The organism is Coleofasciculus sp. E2-BRE-01 (assembly GCF_040221695.1).
Taxonomy (GTDB): Bacteria; Cyanobacteriota; Cyanobacteriia; order Cyanobacteriales; family Coleofasciculaceae; genus Coleofasciculus.
Genome location: NZ_JAVKEA010000068.1, coordinates 54,466 through 71,656, shown reverse-complemented (window position 1 = coordinate 71,656; position 17,191 = coordinate 54,466). Strand labels below are relative to the sequence as shown.

Genomic DNA, 17,191 nt, shown 5'->3' with positions numbered 1-17,191 from the left:
TGTTTTTTTCAAACAGGCTCCGTTTAATACATAGCTCCCCAAAATTGCTCGCTTTCCCCCATACCCCACACCCCATACCCCACACCCAGTATCCTATCGTGGGTAATGTGGCTTAAGTTGACACCCATGGGCACTGCCGTGTCCCTACAGGTAGCGCCCGTGCTTTTTGGCTAGAAAATATAATTTGCCCCGATATTATTCACAATTGTTTTGCCAAATGTCTAAAGGGCGCAGAGATGAGCGAACGGTGAGATGTTCAGCCTAACTGCCATAATTGTTTATAAGGGAAAAGAAAACTTGAAGGAGGCTGGCGATGAAGAAAAGTAAACTGGGGTCATTTCTATGGATGGGCATGGTACTGGGGTTGACAGCCAATCCCGCTCAGGCGTTACCCGGTCAAACAGTGGAAACAGTCGCGGCTTGGATTGCGGCTCATCCTACCTTGGAACCCGGTATTGGAGATGGCTTAGTCGTGACTAAGCGTAATACCGCTGCTCAACGATTTAAGTTTGAAGCCTCGGTGCTTCCTCCAGGTCAAATCGCCTTTCCCACGAATCGCCGCCTCATTCAAAGTGAGCAAATTTCCTTCTATGACATGATTAACGGTGTGACTCCAGAACGACTCACGGAGTCACTGCGAGTTATTTATGGTCCAGCAATCTATCAAGATTACCAAAGAGCTAACCTGGTATATGCCTATCCCACACCAGCAACCATCGATTTAGCTCGGCGGCAAAATCGACCAATGCTAATAGCACGACAAGGCGAGCTTTTATTAGGCGATCGCTTTGCCTATTGGTTAGAAGTGACTCGAACTGAGAATGGTAAGCCAATTAATGGGCGGATCACGGTTTTCTTGCCCGAAGATTTAGATAAACTTGAAGTTGAATTGCGAAATCGTTAGTTATTGGTCATTGGTCATGTCCGTAGTTATTAGGAAAGGAGTAAGCTGTAATGCATTTAAATTGGGTATTAGTAGCGAGCAAGATGCTCGCACTACAAGGATTGTGCCATTATTAATATTAAGGTTTAAATGCCAAACAGCTTATTAGCCTTTTTCCCTCCTACCTGCCTGTCATTTGTCATTCATTTGCCAAATACCTGAAAAAATACTCTCCACAACACGAGCAATGCGCTTGAGATCTTCATCGAGCAGGGGGGGCCAATTCACACTAGCCCGACGCCCTCCTTCAAACTGTTCTCGGCTCTCATAAGCCAATAAATATAAGGCATGAACAAGTTCTCGGTCTAGAGTCGATGCATCTCGCAGACGCTCAAATATCATCTTTAGGGCTAATAAAATATTGGTAATCTGACCTGGAATCGGTGGTTTGTACGACTTGAGTCGAACCAAAAAGGCGTCTTTATTTTGGTCAGATATTGTGGTTTGATTAATCACAAAGTTACGGGCTGTTTTGTAATCCATTGAATTTTAATAGACGAGTTTACGCTGATAATTTGGTGCGAATAATATTATAATATTATCGCTAAATCCGGATGAACGATTCCCTTGTTGCTTGGGACAAGGCAGAAGGCAAAAGATAGAGGGCAAACGTCTCTAAGAAAAAGGTCTCCAAGTGATAAAAGGGATTACTTAAGCGGATTTCGTATAATAGCATTTATTCGGAACATTACACTTCATAGTCATACCTGCCCACTTTGCCTTATATAGCAACCGCCATAGCGGTTAGGACACATCATTTCTGTAGAGACGTTGCATGCAACGTCTCTACAATGGTGCCGAAAGTCCTCCCTGTAGCCCAGCATCTGTTCCAATGACATGATAGAACGCAACTTCTTATTATTCAGGCGAGACGCTGACAATAATTACAACAAATATTTATCAGAAATCTATAAATTTTATTCTCTATCTATAGTTGCTTCTGCTCGACTCCCTTAGTCGTCAAATTTATAGAATTTATTATTTTTTCCAGTTTTATGCGGATCAAGCATTGAACAGTCTGAAGCAAGTATTACATGACTTACGCATTTGAATTTTTTTTGTAGAGATTAATTTTTAACTCTCCTTAAAGAAGTAAAAACGTCAGTCTTAATGTATAAGCGCTGCAAATGACATCTACAATGCACATTTATAGTTGGGTTTTGTTCGCTAGTCTATCCCTATTTGAACCAGGAAGACTTGATTCCTCTTTTCTGGTAAATCAGCAAAGGTTAGTGCTAGCTTCAACAGAACAAAGTCCGCCCCCTGGTTGTAATCGAACTGATCCTCCTGACTGTCAACCTCGATAGTAGACCATTTTGAAAATAAAGCTAGTGGAAAATACCTCGTGCTAACCCGCTTTTTATAGGCGGGTTATTTATGTTCTTAAGCGACTAATGAAAGCTTTACCCAACAGATTTCCACCTGCCATGAAAACTCAATGGAATGACCTGCGGTAATTGCAGCCGACAGGCAGGTTCTTGATCAAGAGCATCGCTGTCATAGATCCACACTTCACTTTGGTTAGAATTCCCATCATAAACAACGGTTAATACCCACCCCTGTTCTGGATTTAGCGCGTCAGGTGCATGGATAGGTTCTGATGGATAGCGATTCTTGCCCAAATCGGCTTCGATTAGGGTTTGGGTTTGACAATCAAACCGTGCGATCGCACTATAAATTTCGCGACGGTGATCCATATCTTGGCGATGCAGTGCTAGATAAATAGAACGGGAGGCTTGACCCACTTGCGCGTCTGGAACCACTGGAAACTCGACGTATCGATCTAACAATTCCCGTTCGGCGATAATCATCCCAGTTTGGGGATTGATCTCAACCTGCCATAATGTCTCGTTGGTAATCGTATGAATCTCACCGATGGCGATTTCTTGGAGACGTTGGTTTGTGCCAAAATCTGGATATCGAATAAATTCGACCACGATTGAACCCTGCTGATTCACATAGCCATTGGCAAAATGCCACTGAAACCAAGGATCGGCTTCGCTACGGGCGACTAATGAAAGCGTTTCTCGGTCAACGATTAAAATTTGGGTTCCTAATTGGGGACGCCATTCCATCGCCTCGCCAAAGCTACTCACCCCCAATGCGGCGGGTAGGAGATTCACCCGTACAGGTGGTACGAAAAAGACAAGATAAGAGCCTGCGAGGACAAAATCATGAACTAGGGGTATGCCTTTGAGCGGTATCGTTCCTTTTTGGGCGATTTTGCCCGTTGAGTCGCTTTTGTAGAGATTTAAGCTGGAATTAAGTCCGAGGTTGATGCCAAAGTTAAATATCTCACCCGTTTCTGGATCACACTTGGGATGGGCAGAAAACGAGTCTCCCTCGGCTAAATAGTCTAAGCGATCGCGTCCCCAGGTTTCTAAGGTTTGCAGGTCGAGTGCGTAAGGATTCCCGCCTTCCCAAAGGGCTAGTAATTTATCCGGTAGGGGTAATACAGAGGTATTTGCTCTATTTTTCACGGGTTTGCCCCACCGTTCCCAGATTCGCCCTGCGGCTTTGGTGCCATAGTTGGGGTAAAGTAATGTCCCGGCGGCGGCTTCTTCTTGATAGGCGGGGGTTTGCACGTAGCGATAGACCCCAGTGGCTGTAGCATCGGTGAAATGAACCGCTAAAATAGCGCCATCCCCATCAAACCAATGTCCCATCCGTTGACCCCCTCGTTCTAGACGGGCAGGTCCATTGCGATATAGAGAACCTCGTAACCCTTGAGGAATTCTGCCAGAGAGAATCGGTAAGGGGGTTAGGGGAAATTCAGTGGCGGGTTGAGCGATCGCGTTTGCCCAAGCTTTACGGGTTGATGGTGGGGTAGCTGTTTGCATGGTTCCCGATTCTGGATGACTATTCCTTCTATCTTAGTTAATTTTTGTAACAAAATGGTCGCTATTTTTTTATCCATTTTTCCATGAAACCCTTTTATAGATTAGGTTTCAGCACTATTTCCTGGCTTTTACGAGTAAAATAGGGGGTTACACCCCTCATCCCTAAAGTGCTATAGTTTGATATGTAGATGCACCCTGATAATCAAGAGAGTCGCGCAAGTGACTCTTTTTTTTTTCGACATTTTCCCCATTACATTACAGATTTTAACGGAAAGTAAATTAGTTTATCATTTTGACACCATTGTCCGGAACAGTGATAGATTAAAAATTGAAGCAAGCAAGAAAGCTTCCAGTGACAGATATTACACTTCCTTTCACTGTTGAGTTCAGGAGGTAAAATAACTATCCATCTTATTTCCCTTGTATCAGTAATATCTGCCACATCAGATAGTGAAACGATCCAAATTAACAATAGCAGCCCAACCATAGCCGCTAATATTTCCTCAATTAACTTGTTGGGAGCAATGCAACTGAAGACCACTCAAGAGTAGTAGTTCAGTGCAACTCTATTTAGGCTAGTGATAGCAAGAGGAGATTCCTTAGATGAGTCAGGTCAGGCTGCTATTGTTTTAGCGGGTTTGGCGATTCACCTCACGTCATACTTTGCCCTCGTCTCAGACTTGATCCGCACGAATTTAAATTTTTTCCCCGCTCTCTCCCCTTCCCCCGCTCCTCAGCTCACCCAGCTTTCCCTCTCCCTCCTCGTAAACGCCTCGTGATCGCTACTATAAGATTTAGGTGTCAATCAGCCGTCGATTGACCAATAAAAAGGACTAGATAACTAAACCCTTAAATCTAGGGTGGGCTTCAGGGACATGGTTTCCGACGCCGCACCCGAAAACGGAACTCGTCATCAGACGAGGCTTTTTGCCCAGCGAAATAGTTTGATAGTTTTGCCATGACAATTTATTTTTATAAGGTTGAGGAACCCTATGGCTGCTTTTCCAACTTCTCTCCCCACCCGATCCAGATCGATGGCTGGTGTTGGCAAACCGTTGAGCATTACTATCAGGCGCACAAGTTCGTCGGGACGACAGACGAAGCCTTGATCAGGACAATAAAAAATGTGTCAACACCAATGGAAGCCGCCCTCCTGGGACGCGATCGCACCCGGAATCATCGTCCTGATTGGGAACAGGTAAAACAACAGATTATGTGGCGAGGGGTTTTGACCAAGTTTCTTACCCATCCTGATATTCAGCAAATCCTGCTGAACACCGGAGAAGAAGTGATTGTTGAAGATTCTCCCACAGATTACTACTGGGGGTGTGGTGAGGATCAAACCGGTGAGAATCATTTGGGAAAAATGCTGATGAATGTTCGTCAACATATCCGACAACATTTAGCACAGGCGAACTGCAAACTCGTAGATCGGTAAATCTGAAACAGGCGCGTACTCTCCCGCTTTCAGGTGATTCAGAGGAAACGGTAGAATCACATTTACCGTCTGATTCGCTGATGTGCATCTAAAGTGTCTCAGGGGAATCCTGATCATGAGGGAATCCTGATCATGAGTGTAAAAGGTGGGAGGGTATGCCCATTAAAGGCGTGACAGACAACTCAGGGCGTTTAGGTTAGGGCGATCGCTCACGGCTGAGTTTTATCTGAAAACTGATTTCAGCCCTCAGAATCCTTAAACTATAAGTTAAGTATATTCATACAGATTTGTGAAGTCGGTGCATCGAGCTAAACCTCTGATTCATCACTTGGATTACCCCCTAAACCAGAATCAGAGAGTGTTTCATAGGAGTAGGAGAGTGTTACAACCAGAACTCGATCAAGAAGACTTATTGCGCCGGATCACGAATCGGATTCGCCAATCCTTAGAGTTACAAGAGATTTTAAATGCCACAGTTGCAGAAGTGCGATCGTTGCTAGGAACCGATCGCGTCATGGTTTACCGCTTTAATGCGTCGGGTGGTGGACAGGTGATTGCTGAATCAGTCAACACCAATCGACTGTCTTCTCTCAACGGATTAAACTTCCCCGCCGATGATATTCCCGAACAAGCCCGTCAATTGTACCTCACCGAGCGCTTGCGTTCCATTGTGGATGTTTCCGGGGGACTAATTGGTTTATCACCCTTAGAACCCTCAGAAACCGATGATCGCTCCACCCCGCAACCGATTCACTATCGTCCCGTAGATGCTTGTCATGTCAAGTATTTACGAGCAATGGGGGTCCAGTCTTCCATGGTTTTACCCATTGTCCATTATGATATTCAGGCTCAACGATCTCAGAAACGACTCTGGGGACTTTTAGTCTCTCATCACGTCACACCCCGTAGCATTAGCCAACGGGAATTGCAGATTGTCCAATCGGTGGTGGATCAGGTGTCTATTGCCATTGCTCAGTCGAATCTCTTATCCCAAACCCGTCAGCAGCATCAAATCGAAGCGACGATTAATCGTGTCTCCACCTTGCTGCATTCGTTACCCACCATTCAACTCCAAGCTGCTTTACAAGAAACGGTTAGCGCTCTATCGAGTGGGGGAGGTAGACTCTATATAGCCCCAGACCAGGTGAATCCGAGGGCAGAGTGCCTGATATATGGCACACAACCTACATTTGAAGACAGTCCGAGGAAGATTGAAGAGCATCCTGTGTTCGTCCAATGGGTAACAGGGGATAGAACCGTTGACACAGCCAATGGCTCATCCGAATCCAATTCGACTCCCGTCGGTTGTCAGCCACTCATCGTCAATGATTTGCATCAAGTCGCAGAGTTAGCGAGTCTGGCTCCAGCCTTTGATGGGACTCCGATTCGAGGTTGGTTAGTCGTGCCTTTGTATTATCGCTCCTCATTCTTGGGTTATCTAAGTATTTTTCGCTCCCAAGTGGTGCAAGAAATTTTGTGGGCGGGAGAGTTTAACCCCAATGAAGAACAACGCAGTCCCCGTGAATCTTTTGAACAGTGGCGAGAGGTCAAATGGAATCAAGCTCAATCGTGGACGAATTACGACATTGAACTAGCGATCGCACTCGGTCATCATTTTGCCATGGCGATCGAGCAATATAAACTCTATGCTCAAGTACAAGCCCTGAATAGTAACTTAGAATGCCAAGTGGCTGAACGCACGGCTAAGTTACAACAATCTCTAGAGCAAGGGCGGGCGCTACAGCGAGTGACCAACCAAATTCGCAGTACTCTTGATCTGAAAACCACCCTACAGACGATTGTACGAGAAGTTCGTCAACTGCTGAACACTGATCGAGTGATCATTTATCGGTTTACCGATGATTCCCACGGTCAAGTTATTGTGGAATCGATGACAGGGGAGTGGTTATCACTTTTAGATATTGACGATCCGCAGCAGTATTTCTCGAAAGCCCAGATTCAAGTGTATAAGCGAGGGAATTTAGGAGTGATTAAGGATGTCACTCAAGCCCGATTAACTCCGGATCAACAAGAGTTCTTAAAACGTTGTCAAGTACAAGCCGCTTTAATTGTTCCCATTGGCGTGGAGAATCCTCAAACTAATGAAATACCCATTATGCTGGATAGTCTTCCTTGTCCCAGATGGGAGCAACCTCTGTGGGGATTTTTAATTGCTCAAGAATGTAAAGCTAGGCGAGATTGGCTTCCCTCAGAGATTAAACTGCTAAAAAAGTTAGCCGATCAAGCGGCGGTGGCGATTCAGCAAGCGGAATTATTTACCCATACTCAAGCCCAAGCCCAACAATTGGCAAGTGCGTTTCACCATCTCAAGCAAACTCAAGCCCAACTGATTCAAACCGAAAAAATGTCGAGTCTGGGACAGTTGATTGCGGGAGTAGCTCACGAAATTAATAATCCGGTGAATTTTATTTATGGCAACCTGGTTTATACCAGTCAGTATGCTCAGGATTTACTGAATATTATTCATTCCTACCAGAAATATCATCCTCAGCCAGAGCCAGAAATTATTGAATTGTTAGATGTTATCGACTTGGAGTTTTTAGAAGGAGATTTACCCAAGCTTTTAGAGTCGATGAAAATGGGATCGGAACGGATTCGCAAGCTCGTTTTGTCGTTGCGAAACTTCTCCCGCCTTGACCAAGCCGAGAAAAAATTAGTAGATATCCACGAAGGGATAGAGAGTACGCTACTGATTTTACAATATCGCCTGAAAGGAAAACCCAATCATCCAGGGATTCAGGTGATCAAAAATTATGGGGAGTTGCCGTTGGTTGAATGCTATCCCAGTCAACTGAACCAGGTTTTTATGAATGTTTTGAGCAACGCGATCGATGCGTTAGAAGACTGTGATCCAGATAACCAGAGGATTACGATTTCCACAACTGTTCAATCTAAGACTAGTGAGAACCAATATAGTCCGAATAACACCACACAAATAGAGAAAAATCAAGGCTCATCTCCAACTCATATCATCATTCAGATTGCTGATAGTGGTTCAGGAATTAGCCCAGAACTTCAATCACAAATTTTCGATCCCTTTTTTACAACCAAGCCGATTGGTAAAGGAACGGGTTTAGGGCTTTCAATTAGTTATCAAATTATCGTGGAAAAACATGGAGGAATGTTTAAATGCAGCTCTCAGCCAGGAGAAGGAACTGGATTTTGGATTGAGATTCCCATTCGTCAGTCTCAAAGTGAGGATAAATAGGGGCTGCTGAATAAGTTTTGTGGTGGGAGGGGGAGCTGGGGAAGCAATGTAGAGACGTAGCATGCTACGTCTGGGAGCTGAGGGAGCAGACTCTCCTTATTATTTCCTTATTCCGCCGATCGCGTCTAGGGGATTGTTGGCAGAAAATAGTCTCAATCATACCCCGTCTGATGCGATCGCACTTCACTCATCTTAGGAATAGTTAACCAACGTGCGATCGCCTTTTTTAACCAAGTTATTAAGGTTTTATGGTAATTTCTCCTACCATACCTGCTTCTGTATGTCCAGGAATTGAACAATGAAGTTCGTAGGTTCCGGGTTTCATTGGCACAAATACCCACTCAGCCTCGCCACCGGGTTTCAGTTCCAGTTCATGGATTGCTCCTTTAACTTCGACTTTGGCGGCTTCAACTTTTTGAGTCCAACTCGCATCAGCAAAGTCTTTGGCGGTAAAGTAGTGCTTTTGGGGACTAGGATTATCCAGCAACAGTTTATAGCGTTTACCTGCGACAAACTCAAATTGGTTAGGGAAGAACTTTAATTCATCGGCTGAATTGCCTAAACTCACGTTAACCTCTATGGCTGGAGTCGCCGCGATCGCTGGGAAGCATACTAGGTTAATTCCTAGAATTAGTCCAATGATTGCGGTTAAGCATCGGCGAAGCCATTGATTTTGCCAGGGGTGATTTAAGGATAGTTTTTTGAGCATCATAGTATTCAGATATTGCACTATTTGGATCACATCTATTTTATGTATTCGTCATTTGCCATTAGCCAGGGGTTTAACCAAACCCCTAGCTGTTGGTGAGACTGCTACACCAATATTCCCTCTTGATTACTGCTATTATTCCTAACTTCCAAAGGCAAAAATATTGTCATCACTTCCCCAGTTTGCGGTCGCTGACGCACAATTAGTTTACCGCCCAAGGCTTGGAACAAATGCTTGGTCACGTTGAGATTCAAACTAAGACTGCCTGTTTCTGGCTGAAACATTAATAACTGACCAATTGACTTTAACGTCTGACAGGTTGACTGTCCAAACTTATCCAAATTACCTGAATTGTCTGGGTTAGGCTGGGACTGAAATTGCAATTTTAACTGGTCTCCAGCGGGAGTGACCTGCACCTGAATATGACCGCCGGCGGGTAAGGTACGGGTAAAATTCTCCACTAAACCCGTCAACACCTGATCTAACATCGAAGGATTACTCACCACCGTGGGCAGATTTTGCGGCAATACGACATCTAAGCTGACATTACGCCGCTGTGCCTGCTTTTGCCAGTGGGGAATACTAGTCTGGAAAATTTGAGCCAATGACATTGATGTGAGATTAACCGGGGTTTCTTTCACCGCTTTTGTTTCTAATTCAACGGCTCTAAAAATTAACTCCATGCGGTTAATCTGTTCTGTACATTCATGATCTATGATTTCCAGACGCCGAATCACTTCTGGTGCTAGATCTTTACGTTTTAATAATAATTTAGTTAACGTGCGAATCGTCGTTAGGGGTGTGCGAACTTCATGAGTTAAAGCTTGCAGAAGTTCCACATCCGGGGCGGATTCACGGAGTTGGGACACTCGATGATTAACCCGGGTTTCTGACTTGGCTAAGGGTTGCCAATCCCGGTCTTCAATTGTCTCACTGTACGCCGGATCTGTAGAGACTTGAGTAACTGAATTAATTGGTGTTACTGCTATGGTTTCATTCTGCGTTTCTACAGAATATTCCGGCATATTTTGCAGCAACTGACGCCCAAATTGCATAACAATTTTATAATCGGGAGGCTGAGGCGCAAACTGCTTAACTAATGTATCTAAATAACTCAGTTGATGGGGATTGGCTAATAATAATCGAGGATAAAGAGACGCCCAAGCTTTTTGCACATCCTCTGGATCAAAGGAGAAGCGAAATCCAGGTACACCATTGGGATCGTCTCCCGCCGCCATAACTAAACTAAAGCCACGGTTGAAGACTAAGCAAAACTGCTCCTCAGTTAATGAGTCAGCCGGAAATAAACGGAGTTCATACGTCGTATTAACCGTACCTTGAGCTTTTTCTGGTTGAGCTGGAGGCAATTGAAAGGGCATAAAACTCCAGGGGTTTACTGTTTCAGTGGTAAATACCCCCGTTTGAAAATGAGAAAGCAGATCAGAGTGGCTTAAAACAGGTGCAGGACCGGCTAAAACTAACCCATTTAGAGATGCTGAGTTGTCGCCTTGATCCTGTTGGCAAAGGACTTGTAAGAGTAACTGTTCCAGAGACGCGATCGCACTTTGCCATTCTCGCTGCGATCTCCTTTCGTCTCTCATCCGCTGACTCGCCGCACTGCGCTGTCCCTTATCCATGACAACCGTTGTCGATTCAACCTGCGATTCGACCGGATTGTGCTTTCCAATCTGCGTATTCTGAGCTAAAACTTCGCTGATGTTTGGTAACAACCACTTTTGCACCACTATCTATCCCCATGAACTGCCAATTCTACTTGTCTATCTATGAGGATACTGGCAGTCGTCATCTCTCTGGGGTCGTAGAACCGAACCCCTGAGTCGCAATTTCCGTGGAATGGTTATCTCGCACGATTGATGAATGTCTGCCAGAGAAATGTAGAAATAGGGGTATCAGGGTGAAAACCTATAGATAGATGGAGGCGGATACTATGACATTAGGTCAATATCAACGCGGTGTGGGGGTCTTTCCGACACGACAAGCTACCGAAGATGCTCTAAAACATCTGAGAGATGCCAATTTTCCCATGAACCAAGTATCAGTCATTGCCCGGGATGAGGAGCAAATTGCTGGTGTTCAAGTGCAAGACGATACCGAAAATGAAGCGGGTGAAGGTGCGGCGGCTGGTGCAGTTGCGGGGGGAGTGACAGGAGGTATCGTCGGTTTAATTGGTACATTGGGTGCGATCGCGCTTCCTGGAGTTGGACCCATTTTAGTCGGCGGTGCAGCGGCTTCGGTGATTGGTAATACGCTCTTGGGTGGGGCGGTTGGTAGCGCGGCTGGCGGCTTATTTGGGGCGTTACTTGGCTTGGAAGTTCCCGAAGCCGAAGCTAAACTTTACCAAGATCGCTTAGAAAAAGGACATTATTTAATCCTAGTGGATGGCACATCAGAGGAAATCAGCCGTGCGGCTTCTATCCTGAAACCTCAAGGAATTCAAGAGTGGAGAAGTTATAACCGTCCTGAGGTGAATACTCCCGCTCCCGGCTACACTCACCCAACGGCGGCTCCAGTGGGATCTCCTACACCCCTTGGCGCGGCGTACACAGGACCCTTTGGTGAACCTTTGGGTGCAACGCCGACGGGTGTAACTTCGGTTACTCCACCACCAACAGAACCAACACCTGTAAGGCAAAATCAGCGAGCGATTGGTGTCTTTTCTTATGAGCAAAATTTAAAAAAGGCTCTCGATGGGTTAAAAGCGGCTGGATTTGACATGAACCTCGTTTCAGTGATTGTCAAAGACGCCGAACATCCCGATCAGGTGTCTGGGGTGAGAGTCACCGATCCCGTGAGTCATGAAAAAGCCAAAGATGCAGCCACAGGGACTGTAGCTGGGGGTGTCTTGGGCGGATTAACCGGATTACTGGTTGGGTTAGTCACCGTAGCGGTTCCTGGTGTGGGTCCCGTGGTATTTGTTGGAGGCGAAGCCGCCGCGATCGCGTCTGCATTAGGCGGAGGAGCTATTGGTGCGGCTGCTGGTGGTTTGGTCGGTATACTTGCGAACTTAGGCGTTCCCGAAGAGCAAGCCAAAAAATATAGCGATCGCCTGTCTCATGGGGATTATCTGGTGTTGGTTCAGGGAACGGATGAGCAAATTCAGCAAGCCGAAACCATTCTGCGCGATCGGGGTATTGAGGAATGGGATATCTACAACAATCCCAGCGCCCCCATGACTCATCCCGGTCGTGTCTTTCCATAGTTATAGCAACCGCCATAGCTGTTAGGACACATCATTTATGTAGAGACGTTGCATGCAACGTCTCTACAATGGTGCTTGACATCCTCACCACGCCACCTTTTTAGGGGTGGTCGCTTTTGGGAGGTTGACAGCTCTACACACACTGCCTCAAAGCGAGTCTTAACCGCGCTCCCTGTCCGTTTTTGTCCGTTTTAAGTCTCGGAAAGCCCTCCCGCGACTACATGTATCGTTTAGATCGTCTACAACCGCCCCGCTAACCTAGTTTGACAGTGAACCCTATCACTCATAGGATTGATAGTTCTAGTAAGCACTTTAACTGAATCCCTTCTGCTCAGTCCCAGTTTGACGATAAAGACTGATTATTTATAGCCAAACTTGGCGCTGATCTAGCCTGAAAAAATATGTCATCCATTCAAAGACTTACCCCAAGCAAAAGTAAACGTAAAGTCCGTCGCGCCCTTTGGTTTGAACGTGTGATGGCGCTTTTGGCTTCGTTCAACTACTTCTTAGTCTTATTTGACTTGACCTACCTGCCTCTGCGAGATTTTTGGCTACATGGGGAAGTCCAGTTATTTAGTTTTGACATCGGCCCGGTTAGTTTTCCCGGTTTGCCCTTAGAGGTTCCTCTACCTCCGATTACACAGTGGTATGACCCAATTAAAGGTATTGAACCCTACCGAGACACAGATCAATATTTGGAAAAAGTTAATGAACTAGAAGCAGAGATTGATGCAACCAACTTAAGAACTAAACTGAGAAGCTTACAATCTCCTGAAGTTGCCCAAATCCTGGAAGATCTGCGCCAACGCAGCGTAGAAATGATTGAGACAAATCCCTTCCAACTCGCTGATAAGACGGGAGATCTGGAAAAAATCAAGAATAAGATGCGAGAGCATATTGCCACTGAAGAGGATTCAGCGAAAGAATCATTTAGACAGTTTTGGAGTTTAGAAAACTTAACCGCTAGAGAACCCGAGGATGAACTCCAATTTTTTAATGATGAGATTCGTCCTCTTATGGCAGCGAACTACTACCGTCCTATTGGAGAAACAGGGGATTTTGTCGATTATTTTGGATTCATCGATTCCTTTTTTTTTCTAGCGTTTTTGACAGACTTTTTGGCACGTACTTGGTTAATCAGTCGCCGTCGCCAGGGGGTCAGTTGGCTGGATGCTATGTTATGGCGTTGGTATGATATCTTTCTGTTGATTCCTCTGTGGCGCTGGCTGCGGATCATCCCGGTGACGATTCGGCTGGATCAGGCAAGGTTAATCGATTTGAGTGCAATTCAAAAACAAGCGCGTGAAGGATTTGTGGCTGAAATCGCTGGCGACATGACCCAAGTGGTAGTGATTCAGATTATTAACGAACTCCAATCTTCCATTCGCCAAGGGGAAATAGCCAATTTTCTTCAGCAACGGGAAGTTCGCCCCTACATCGATCTCAACGAAACCGACGAAGTCGCAGCACTGACTAAGATTATGGTGCAGATGACTGTTGAGCAAGTTCTTCCTGCTATCCGTACCGATTTAGAAGACTTGCTACGGCATAACGTGGACAAAATTTTGAATCAGTCTCAAGCCTATCAGGGACTAGAGAAAGTACCAGGTGTAGAAACAATTCGCAATCAGTTAACCGAACGACTGGTACACCAAATTACCCAAGCGCTTTACAATGGATTAGACGCCGCGATCGCAGATGATCCAGTCGGGGATCAAATTCTGCAACGCTTAATTAGTCATCTGGGCGAAGCTTATGGCTCTCAAATGCAGACCCAGAAAACCTTAGATGAAATTCAATACTTGCTCAACGCCTTCTTAGAGGAAGTCAAAGTTAATTACGTCGAACGTTTGTCCCAAGAGGACTTAGAGGACATTCTTGACCAAACCCGGGCAATTCGTCAAAAGCGACAGGTGTAGTTGATAAAGATGAGGGAGATAAGGGAGATGAGGGAGGTAGAGGTTAACTTAAAACTATGCCCTCGAAGGTCGTGAAGGGTCAATACTCCAGCGTAACCCCCCTTTGCTTGTGGTCACCTGATCCCACAACCTGCAAAGATTGCGCTAAACTCTAACATAGCAACGGAAGTTACTCTATCCTGATGTCGGAGTCTGGGGAAGCTATAAAACGATTCCCAAGTACACAAGCAGGGTAGAGATTGTGTCAATCGTCGCTAAGCTTCTTGGCAGAAATTTTACCTGGAGGTGGGTTGAACCCACTTTTTTTGTTGAAGTTTTTCTATGACTCATCCCCTGATTCCACAACTAATCGATTTGGCAACCCCAGTAGCCGAAAAATTGGGATTGGAGTTGGTTGGGGCGGTGTTTCACACGAACAGACGTCCCCCTGTACTTCGGGTAGATATCCGCAACCGCGACGGCGATACGGGTTTAGATGACTGTGAACGCATGAGTCGGGCTTTAGAAGCTGAATTAGATGCCGTGGATCTGATTCCAGATGCCTACGTTTTGGAAATTTCTAGTCCTGGGATCTCGCAAGAGCTAACGACAGACCGAGACTTCATCGCATTTAAAGGATTTTCCGTGGTGGTCAACACCACTGAACCTGACCAAGGACATAAAGAATGGCGAGGGAAATTAATTCGCCGGGATGATACCCGTGTATATATCAACCAAAAAGGACGGGCGATCGCCATTCCTCGCGATCAAGTGACTAAAGTACAGTTCGATGAGCAGGGTTAAACCTGTTTAGATCTTATGGAATTTAGTCATTGAGCATGGGTTCTGTTGTTCACGACCCCTAATAAACAGTTTATGGAGATTTGCCTATGTCTATCGTTAATCTGCCGGGACTAAAAAAGATGATCGAAGAGATCTCTCAAAGCCATAATTTACCTAAATCAGCAGTTCAACAGGCACTGAGAGAAGCACTGATCAAAGGCTATGAGCGCTATCGTCGAGCGCAACGCATGGAGCGACCTCATTTTGATGATGAGTACTTTAACAACTTTGAAGTCGATTTAGATATCGAAGAAGAAGGATTCCGCATTCTTTGTACCAAAACCATTGTTGAGGAAGTTGGCAACACCGATCATCATATTTCCCTCAAAGAAGTTCAAGAAGTCGCATCAGAGGCACAATTAGGTGACTCGGTGGTTCTGGATGTTACCCCAGATCAACGTGATTTTGGTCGAATGGCAGCTATTCAAACCAAGCAGGTACTCTCCCAAAAACTACGGGATCAACAGCGCAAGTTGATCCAAGAAGAATTTGAAGAGTTAGAAGGAACGGTTCTCCAAGCCAGAGTGCTACGATTTGAGCGGCAATCGGTGATCATGGCGATTAGCAGTGGCTTTGGTCAGCCGGAAGTGGAAGCTGAACTGCCCAAGCGCGAACAATTACCCAACGATACCTATCGCATTGGCAGTACCTTTAAGGTTTTTCTCAAAAAAGTGCGTGAAGGTCCTCACCGTGGACCCCAGCTTGTGGTTTCGCGAGCTTCGGCTGGTTTAGTGGTCTATCTATTTGCCAATGAAGTCCCAGAAATCGAAGATGAAGTCGTGCGAATTGTGGCGGTGGCGCGAGAAGCTAATCCACCGTCGCGTCATGTCGGACCTCGGACTAAAATTGCCGTGGATACCCTAGAGCGGGATGTTGATCCCGTTGGGGCTTGTATCGGCGCTAGGGGATCGCGCATTCAAGTGGTCGTTAATGAATTGCGTGGCGAAAAAATAGATGTGATTCGCTGGTCCCCTGATCCCGCTACCTATATAGCTAATGCTCTGAGTCCCGCACGAGTAGAGGAAGTCTTATTGGTGAATCCAGAAGGGCGTCAGGCTCACATTTTGGTCGCGGAAGATCAGCTAAGTTTAGCTATTGGCAAAGAGGGACAGAATGTTCGCCTAGCAGCTCGTCTCACAGGTTGGAAGATTGATATTAAAGATATCGCCAAGTACGACTACGAAGCTGAACACCAGAAAATGCAGGAGTTACAAGCCGTGATCGCACAGAGGGAAGCCGAACTCGCTGATGAAGAAGAGGATGAGGAGCAACTAGAGAGAGAAACTTCCTCACCAGCCGAGTTAGAGGCAAAGGTGACAAATCCTCAATCTCTAGCCGAGGAGGAATTTGCTGAAGACGAGGAGGAATTTGCTGAAGACGAGGAAGAATTTGCTGAAGACGAGGAAGAGGAGGATATTTTGTCCTAATCTTAGGAGGATCAAAGTAAGGTGGTAGATTCCTTAAGGGCGTTGAACTCTTGCACCTAACTTGATCAAGAGGGAACGGGGAGAGATTTTCATGGAGGCTGGTGTACGCCGTTGCTCAAGACACCCTCCTCACTGTCCTCACCTCGTTTACCGAGATAGGTTATGCCGTGAACAGCAAACTCATGGGAGCCTACACCAAAATCATTGTCCGAATCTTATGGAACCCAATTACCGACGTTGCCTAAGTTGTCGCCGAGTGGCTCAAAAACAAGTATTATGGCGAGTTGTGCGAATCCATCCATCGCGACAGGTAAAATTAGATCAGGGCATGGGACGTTCGGCTTATATCTGTCCTCAAGCGAGTTGTCTGGCGGCTGCTCAGAAAAAAAATCGATTGGGACGAGCGCTGAGGGCATCGGTTCCCGACGAAATTTATCAACGATTATGGCAACGTTTAGAGCCTTGTCCCTGGAGCATCCAACGCAGCAGCGATTGAGCCAATGCATCCAAAAAACTCCAGCAAGGCTCTCAATGAACCTAAGCAATCGCTAGGATGGTAAAGGAGTACCATTACTAATGGTGTTCGGAGGTGAGTCTGACCCTGATCAAGTTAACAACTCCTACCTGAGGAAGAGACTGAGGAT

General features: G+C 45.8%; 13 protein-coding genes. 9 read left to right on the top strand and 4 right to left on the bottom strand.

Annotated features, from left to right (window positions below; all coding sequences use genetic code 11):
- Positions 1-313 precede the first annotated feature (313 nt).
- A complete protein-coding gene (locus RIG66_RS08605) occupies positions 314-904 on the top strand; it encodes a hypothetical protein (protein ID WP_446377084.1) in 591 nt (196 codons plus the stop codon).
- 171 nt (positions 905-1,075) lie between these two features.
- Here the strand turns inward: RIG66_RS08605 and RIG66_RS08600 are convergent, their stop codons facing one another.
- On the bottom strand, positions 1,076-1,426 hold the full coding sequence (locus RIG66_RS08600) for a Dethiobiotin synthetase (protein ID WP_446377082.1): 351 nt from the start codon (positions 1,424-1,426) through the stop codon (positions 1,076-1,078).
- A gap of 920 nt (positions 1,427-2,346) precedes the next feature.
- Positions 2,347-3,783, bottom strand: coding sequence for a carotenoid oxygenase family protein (locus tag RIG66_RS08595; protein ID WP_446377080.1), 1,437 nt, complete (start codon positions 3,781-3,783; stop codon positions 2,347-2,349).
- A gap of 958 nt (positions 3,784-4,741) precedes the next feature.
- Here RIG66_RS08595 and RIG66_RS08590 point away from each other — a divergent pair.
- The 3 genes from RIG66_RS08590 to RIG66_RS08580 all read left to right on the top strand — a co-directional run bounded on the left by RIG66_RS08590 (position 4,742) and on the right by RIG66_RS08580 (position 8,646).
- Entirely contained in the window at positions 4,742-5,221 is a 480-nt protein-coding gene (locus RIG66_RS08590; protein ID WP_446377078.1) for an NADAR family protein, read from the top strand.
- 379 nt (positions 5,222-5,600) lie between these two features.
- Positions 5,601-8,450: a GAF domain-containing protein gene (locus RIG66_RS08585; protein ID WP_446377077.1), complete on the top strand. Its 2,850-nt coding sequence runs from the start codon at positions 5,601-5,603 to the stop codon at positions 8,448-8,450.
- Between the two features lie 61 nt (positions 8,451-8,511).
- Positions 8,512-8,646, top strand: coding sequence for a hypothetical protein (locus RIG66_RS08580; protein WP_446377075.1), 135 nt, complete (start codon positions 8,512-8,514; stop codon positions 8,644-8,646).
- 42 nt (positions 8,647-8,688) lie between these two features.
- On the opposite strand, the gene RIG66_RS08575 is transcribed toward RIG66_RS08580, so the two are convergent.
- Both RIG66_RS08575 and RIG66_RS08570 read right to left on the bottom strand, forming a co-directional pair.
- Entirely contained in the window at positions 8,689-9,162 is a 474-nt protein-coding gene (locus tag RIG66_RS08575) for a cupredoxin domain-containing protein (protein ID WP_446377073.1), read from the bottom strand.
- Between the two features lie 101 nt (positions 9,163-9,263).
- A complete protein-coding gene (locus tag RIG66_RS08570; RefSeq protein WP_446377071.1) occupies positions 9,264-10,904 on the bottom strand; it encodes a sensor histidine kinase in 1,641 nt (546 codons plus the stop codon).
- A gap of 203 nt (positions 10,905-11,107) precedes the next feature.
- Here RIG66_RS08570 and RIG66_RS08565 point away from each other — a divergent pair, with 203 nt between their 5' ends.
- From RIG66_RS08565 to RIG66_RS08545, 5 genes are all read left to right on the top strand, one after another.
- Positions 11,108-12,379, top strand: a complete 1,272-nt coding sequence (locus tag RIG66_RS08565; RefSeq protein WP_446377069.1) for a general stress protein — start codon at positions 11,108-11,110, stop codon at positions 12,377-12,379.
- A gap of 401 nt (positions 12,380-12,780) precedes the next feature.
- A complete protein-coding gene (locus RIG66_RS08560; protein ID WP_446377067.1) occupies positions 12,781-14,298 on the top strand; it encodes a hypothetical protein in 1,518 nt (505 codons plus the stop codon).
- 321 nt (positions 14,299-14,619) lie between these two features.
- Positions 14,620-15,081 (top strand): ribosome maturation factor RimP, encoded by a 462-nt coding sequence (rimP, locus tag RIG66_RS08555; protein WP_446377065.1) that lies wholly within the window; start codon positions 14,620-14,622, stop codon positions 15,079-15,081.
- Between the two features lie 86 nt (positions 15,082-15,167).
- The gene (gene nusA / locus RIG66_RS08550; RefSeq protein WP_446377063.1) at positions 15,168-16,547 is read left to right on the top strand and encodes a transcription termination factor NusA; all 1,380 of its coding nucleotides are present in this window, start codon (positions 15,168-15,170) and stop codon (positions 16,545-16,547) included.
- Positions 16,548-16,764: 217 nt separating this feature from the next.
- Positions 16,765-17,043 (top strand): YlxR family protein, encoded by a 279-nt coding sequence (locus tag RIG66_RS08545; RefSeq protein ID WP_446377061.1) that lies wholly within the window; start codon positions 16,765-16,767, stop codon positions 17,041-17,043.
- Positions 17,044-17,191: the final 148 nt, after the last annotated feature.

Excerpts from the sequence above, each read along its gene's own strand:
- RIG66_RS08600 (WP_446377082.1), bottom strand. The coding sequence starts at position 1,426 with ATGGATTACAAAACAGCCCGTAACTTTGTGATTAATCAAACCACAATA.
- RIG66_RS08545 (WP_446377061.1), top strand. The coding sequence starts at position 16,765 with ATGGAACCCAATTACCGACGTTGCCTAAGTTGTCGCCGAGTGGCTCAA.
- RIG66_RS08560 (WP_446377067.1), top strand. The coding sequence starts at position 12,781 with ATGTCATCCATTCAAAGACTTACCCCAAGCAAAAGTAAACGTAAAGTC.
- RIG66_RS08590 (WP_446377078.1), top strand. The coding sequence starts at position 4,742 with ATGACAATTTATTTTTATAAGGTTGAGGAACCCTATGGCTGCTTTTCC.
- RIG66_RS08595 (WP_446377080.1), bottom strand. The coding sequence starts at position 3,783 with ATGCAAACAGCTACCCCACCATCAACCCGTAAAGCTTGGGCAAACGCG.
- RIG66_RS08565 (WP_446377069.1), top strand. The coding sequence starts at position 11,108 with ATGACATTAGGTCAATATCAACGCGGTGTGGGGGTCTTTCCGACACGA.
- nusA (WP_446377063.1), top strand. The coding sequence starts at position 15,168 with ATGTCTATCGTTAATCTGCCGGGACTAAAAAAGATGATCGAAGAGATC.
- RIG66_RS08605 (WP_446377084.1), top strand. The coding sequence starts at position 314 with ATGAAGAAAAGTAAACTGGGGTCATTTCTATGGATGGGCATGGTACTG.
- RIG66_RS08580 (WP_446377075.1), top strand. The coding sequence starts at position 8,512 with ATGCTACGTCTGGGAGCTGAGGGAGCAGACTCTCCTTATTATTTCCTT.
- RIG66_RS08575 (WP_446377073.1), bottom strand. The coding sequence starts at position 9,162 with ATGATGCTCAAAAAACTATCCTTAAATCACCCCTGGCAAAATCAATGG.
- rimP (WP_446377065.1), top strand. The coding sequence starts at position 14,620 with ATGACTCATCCCCTGATTCCACAACTAATCGATTTGGCAACCCCAGTA.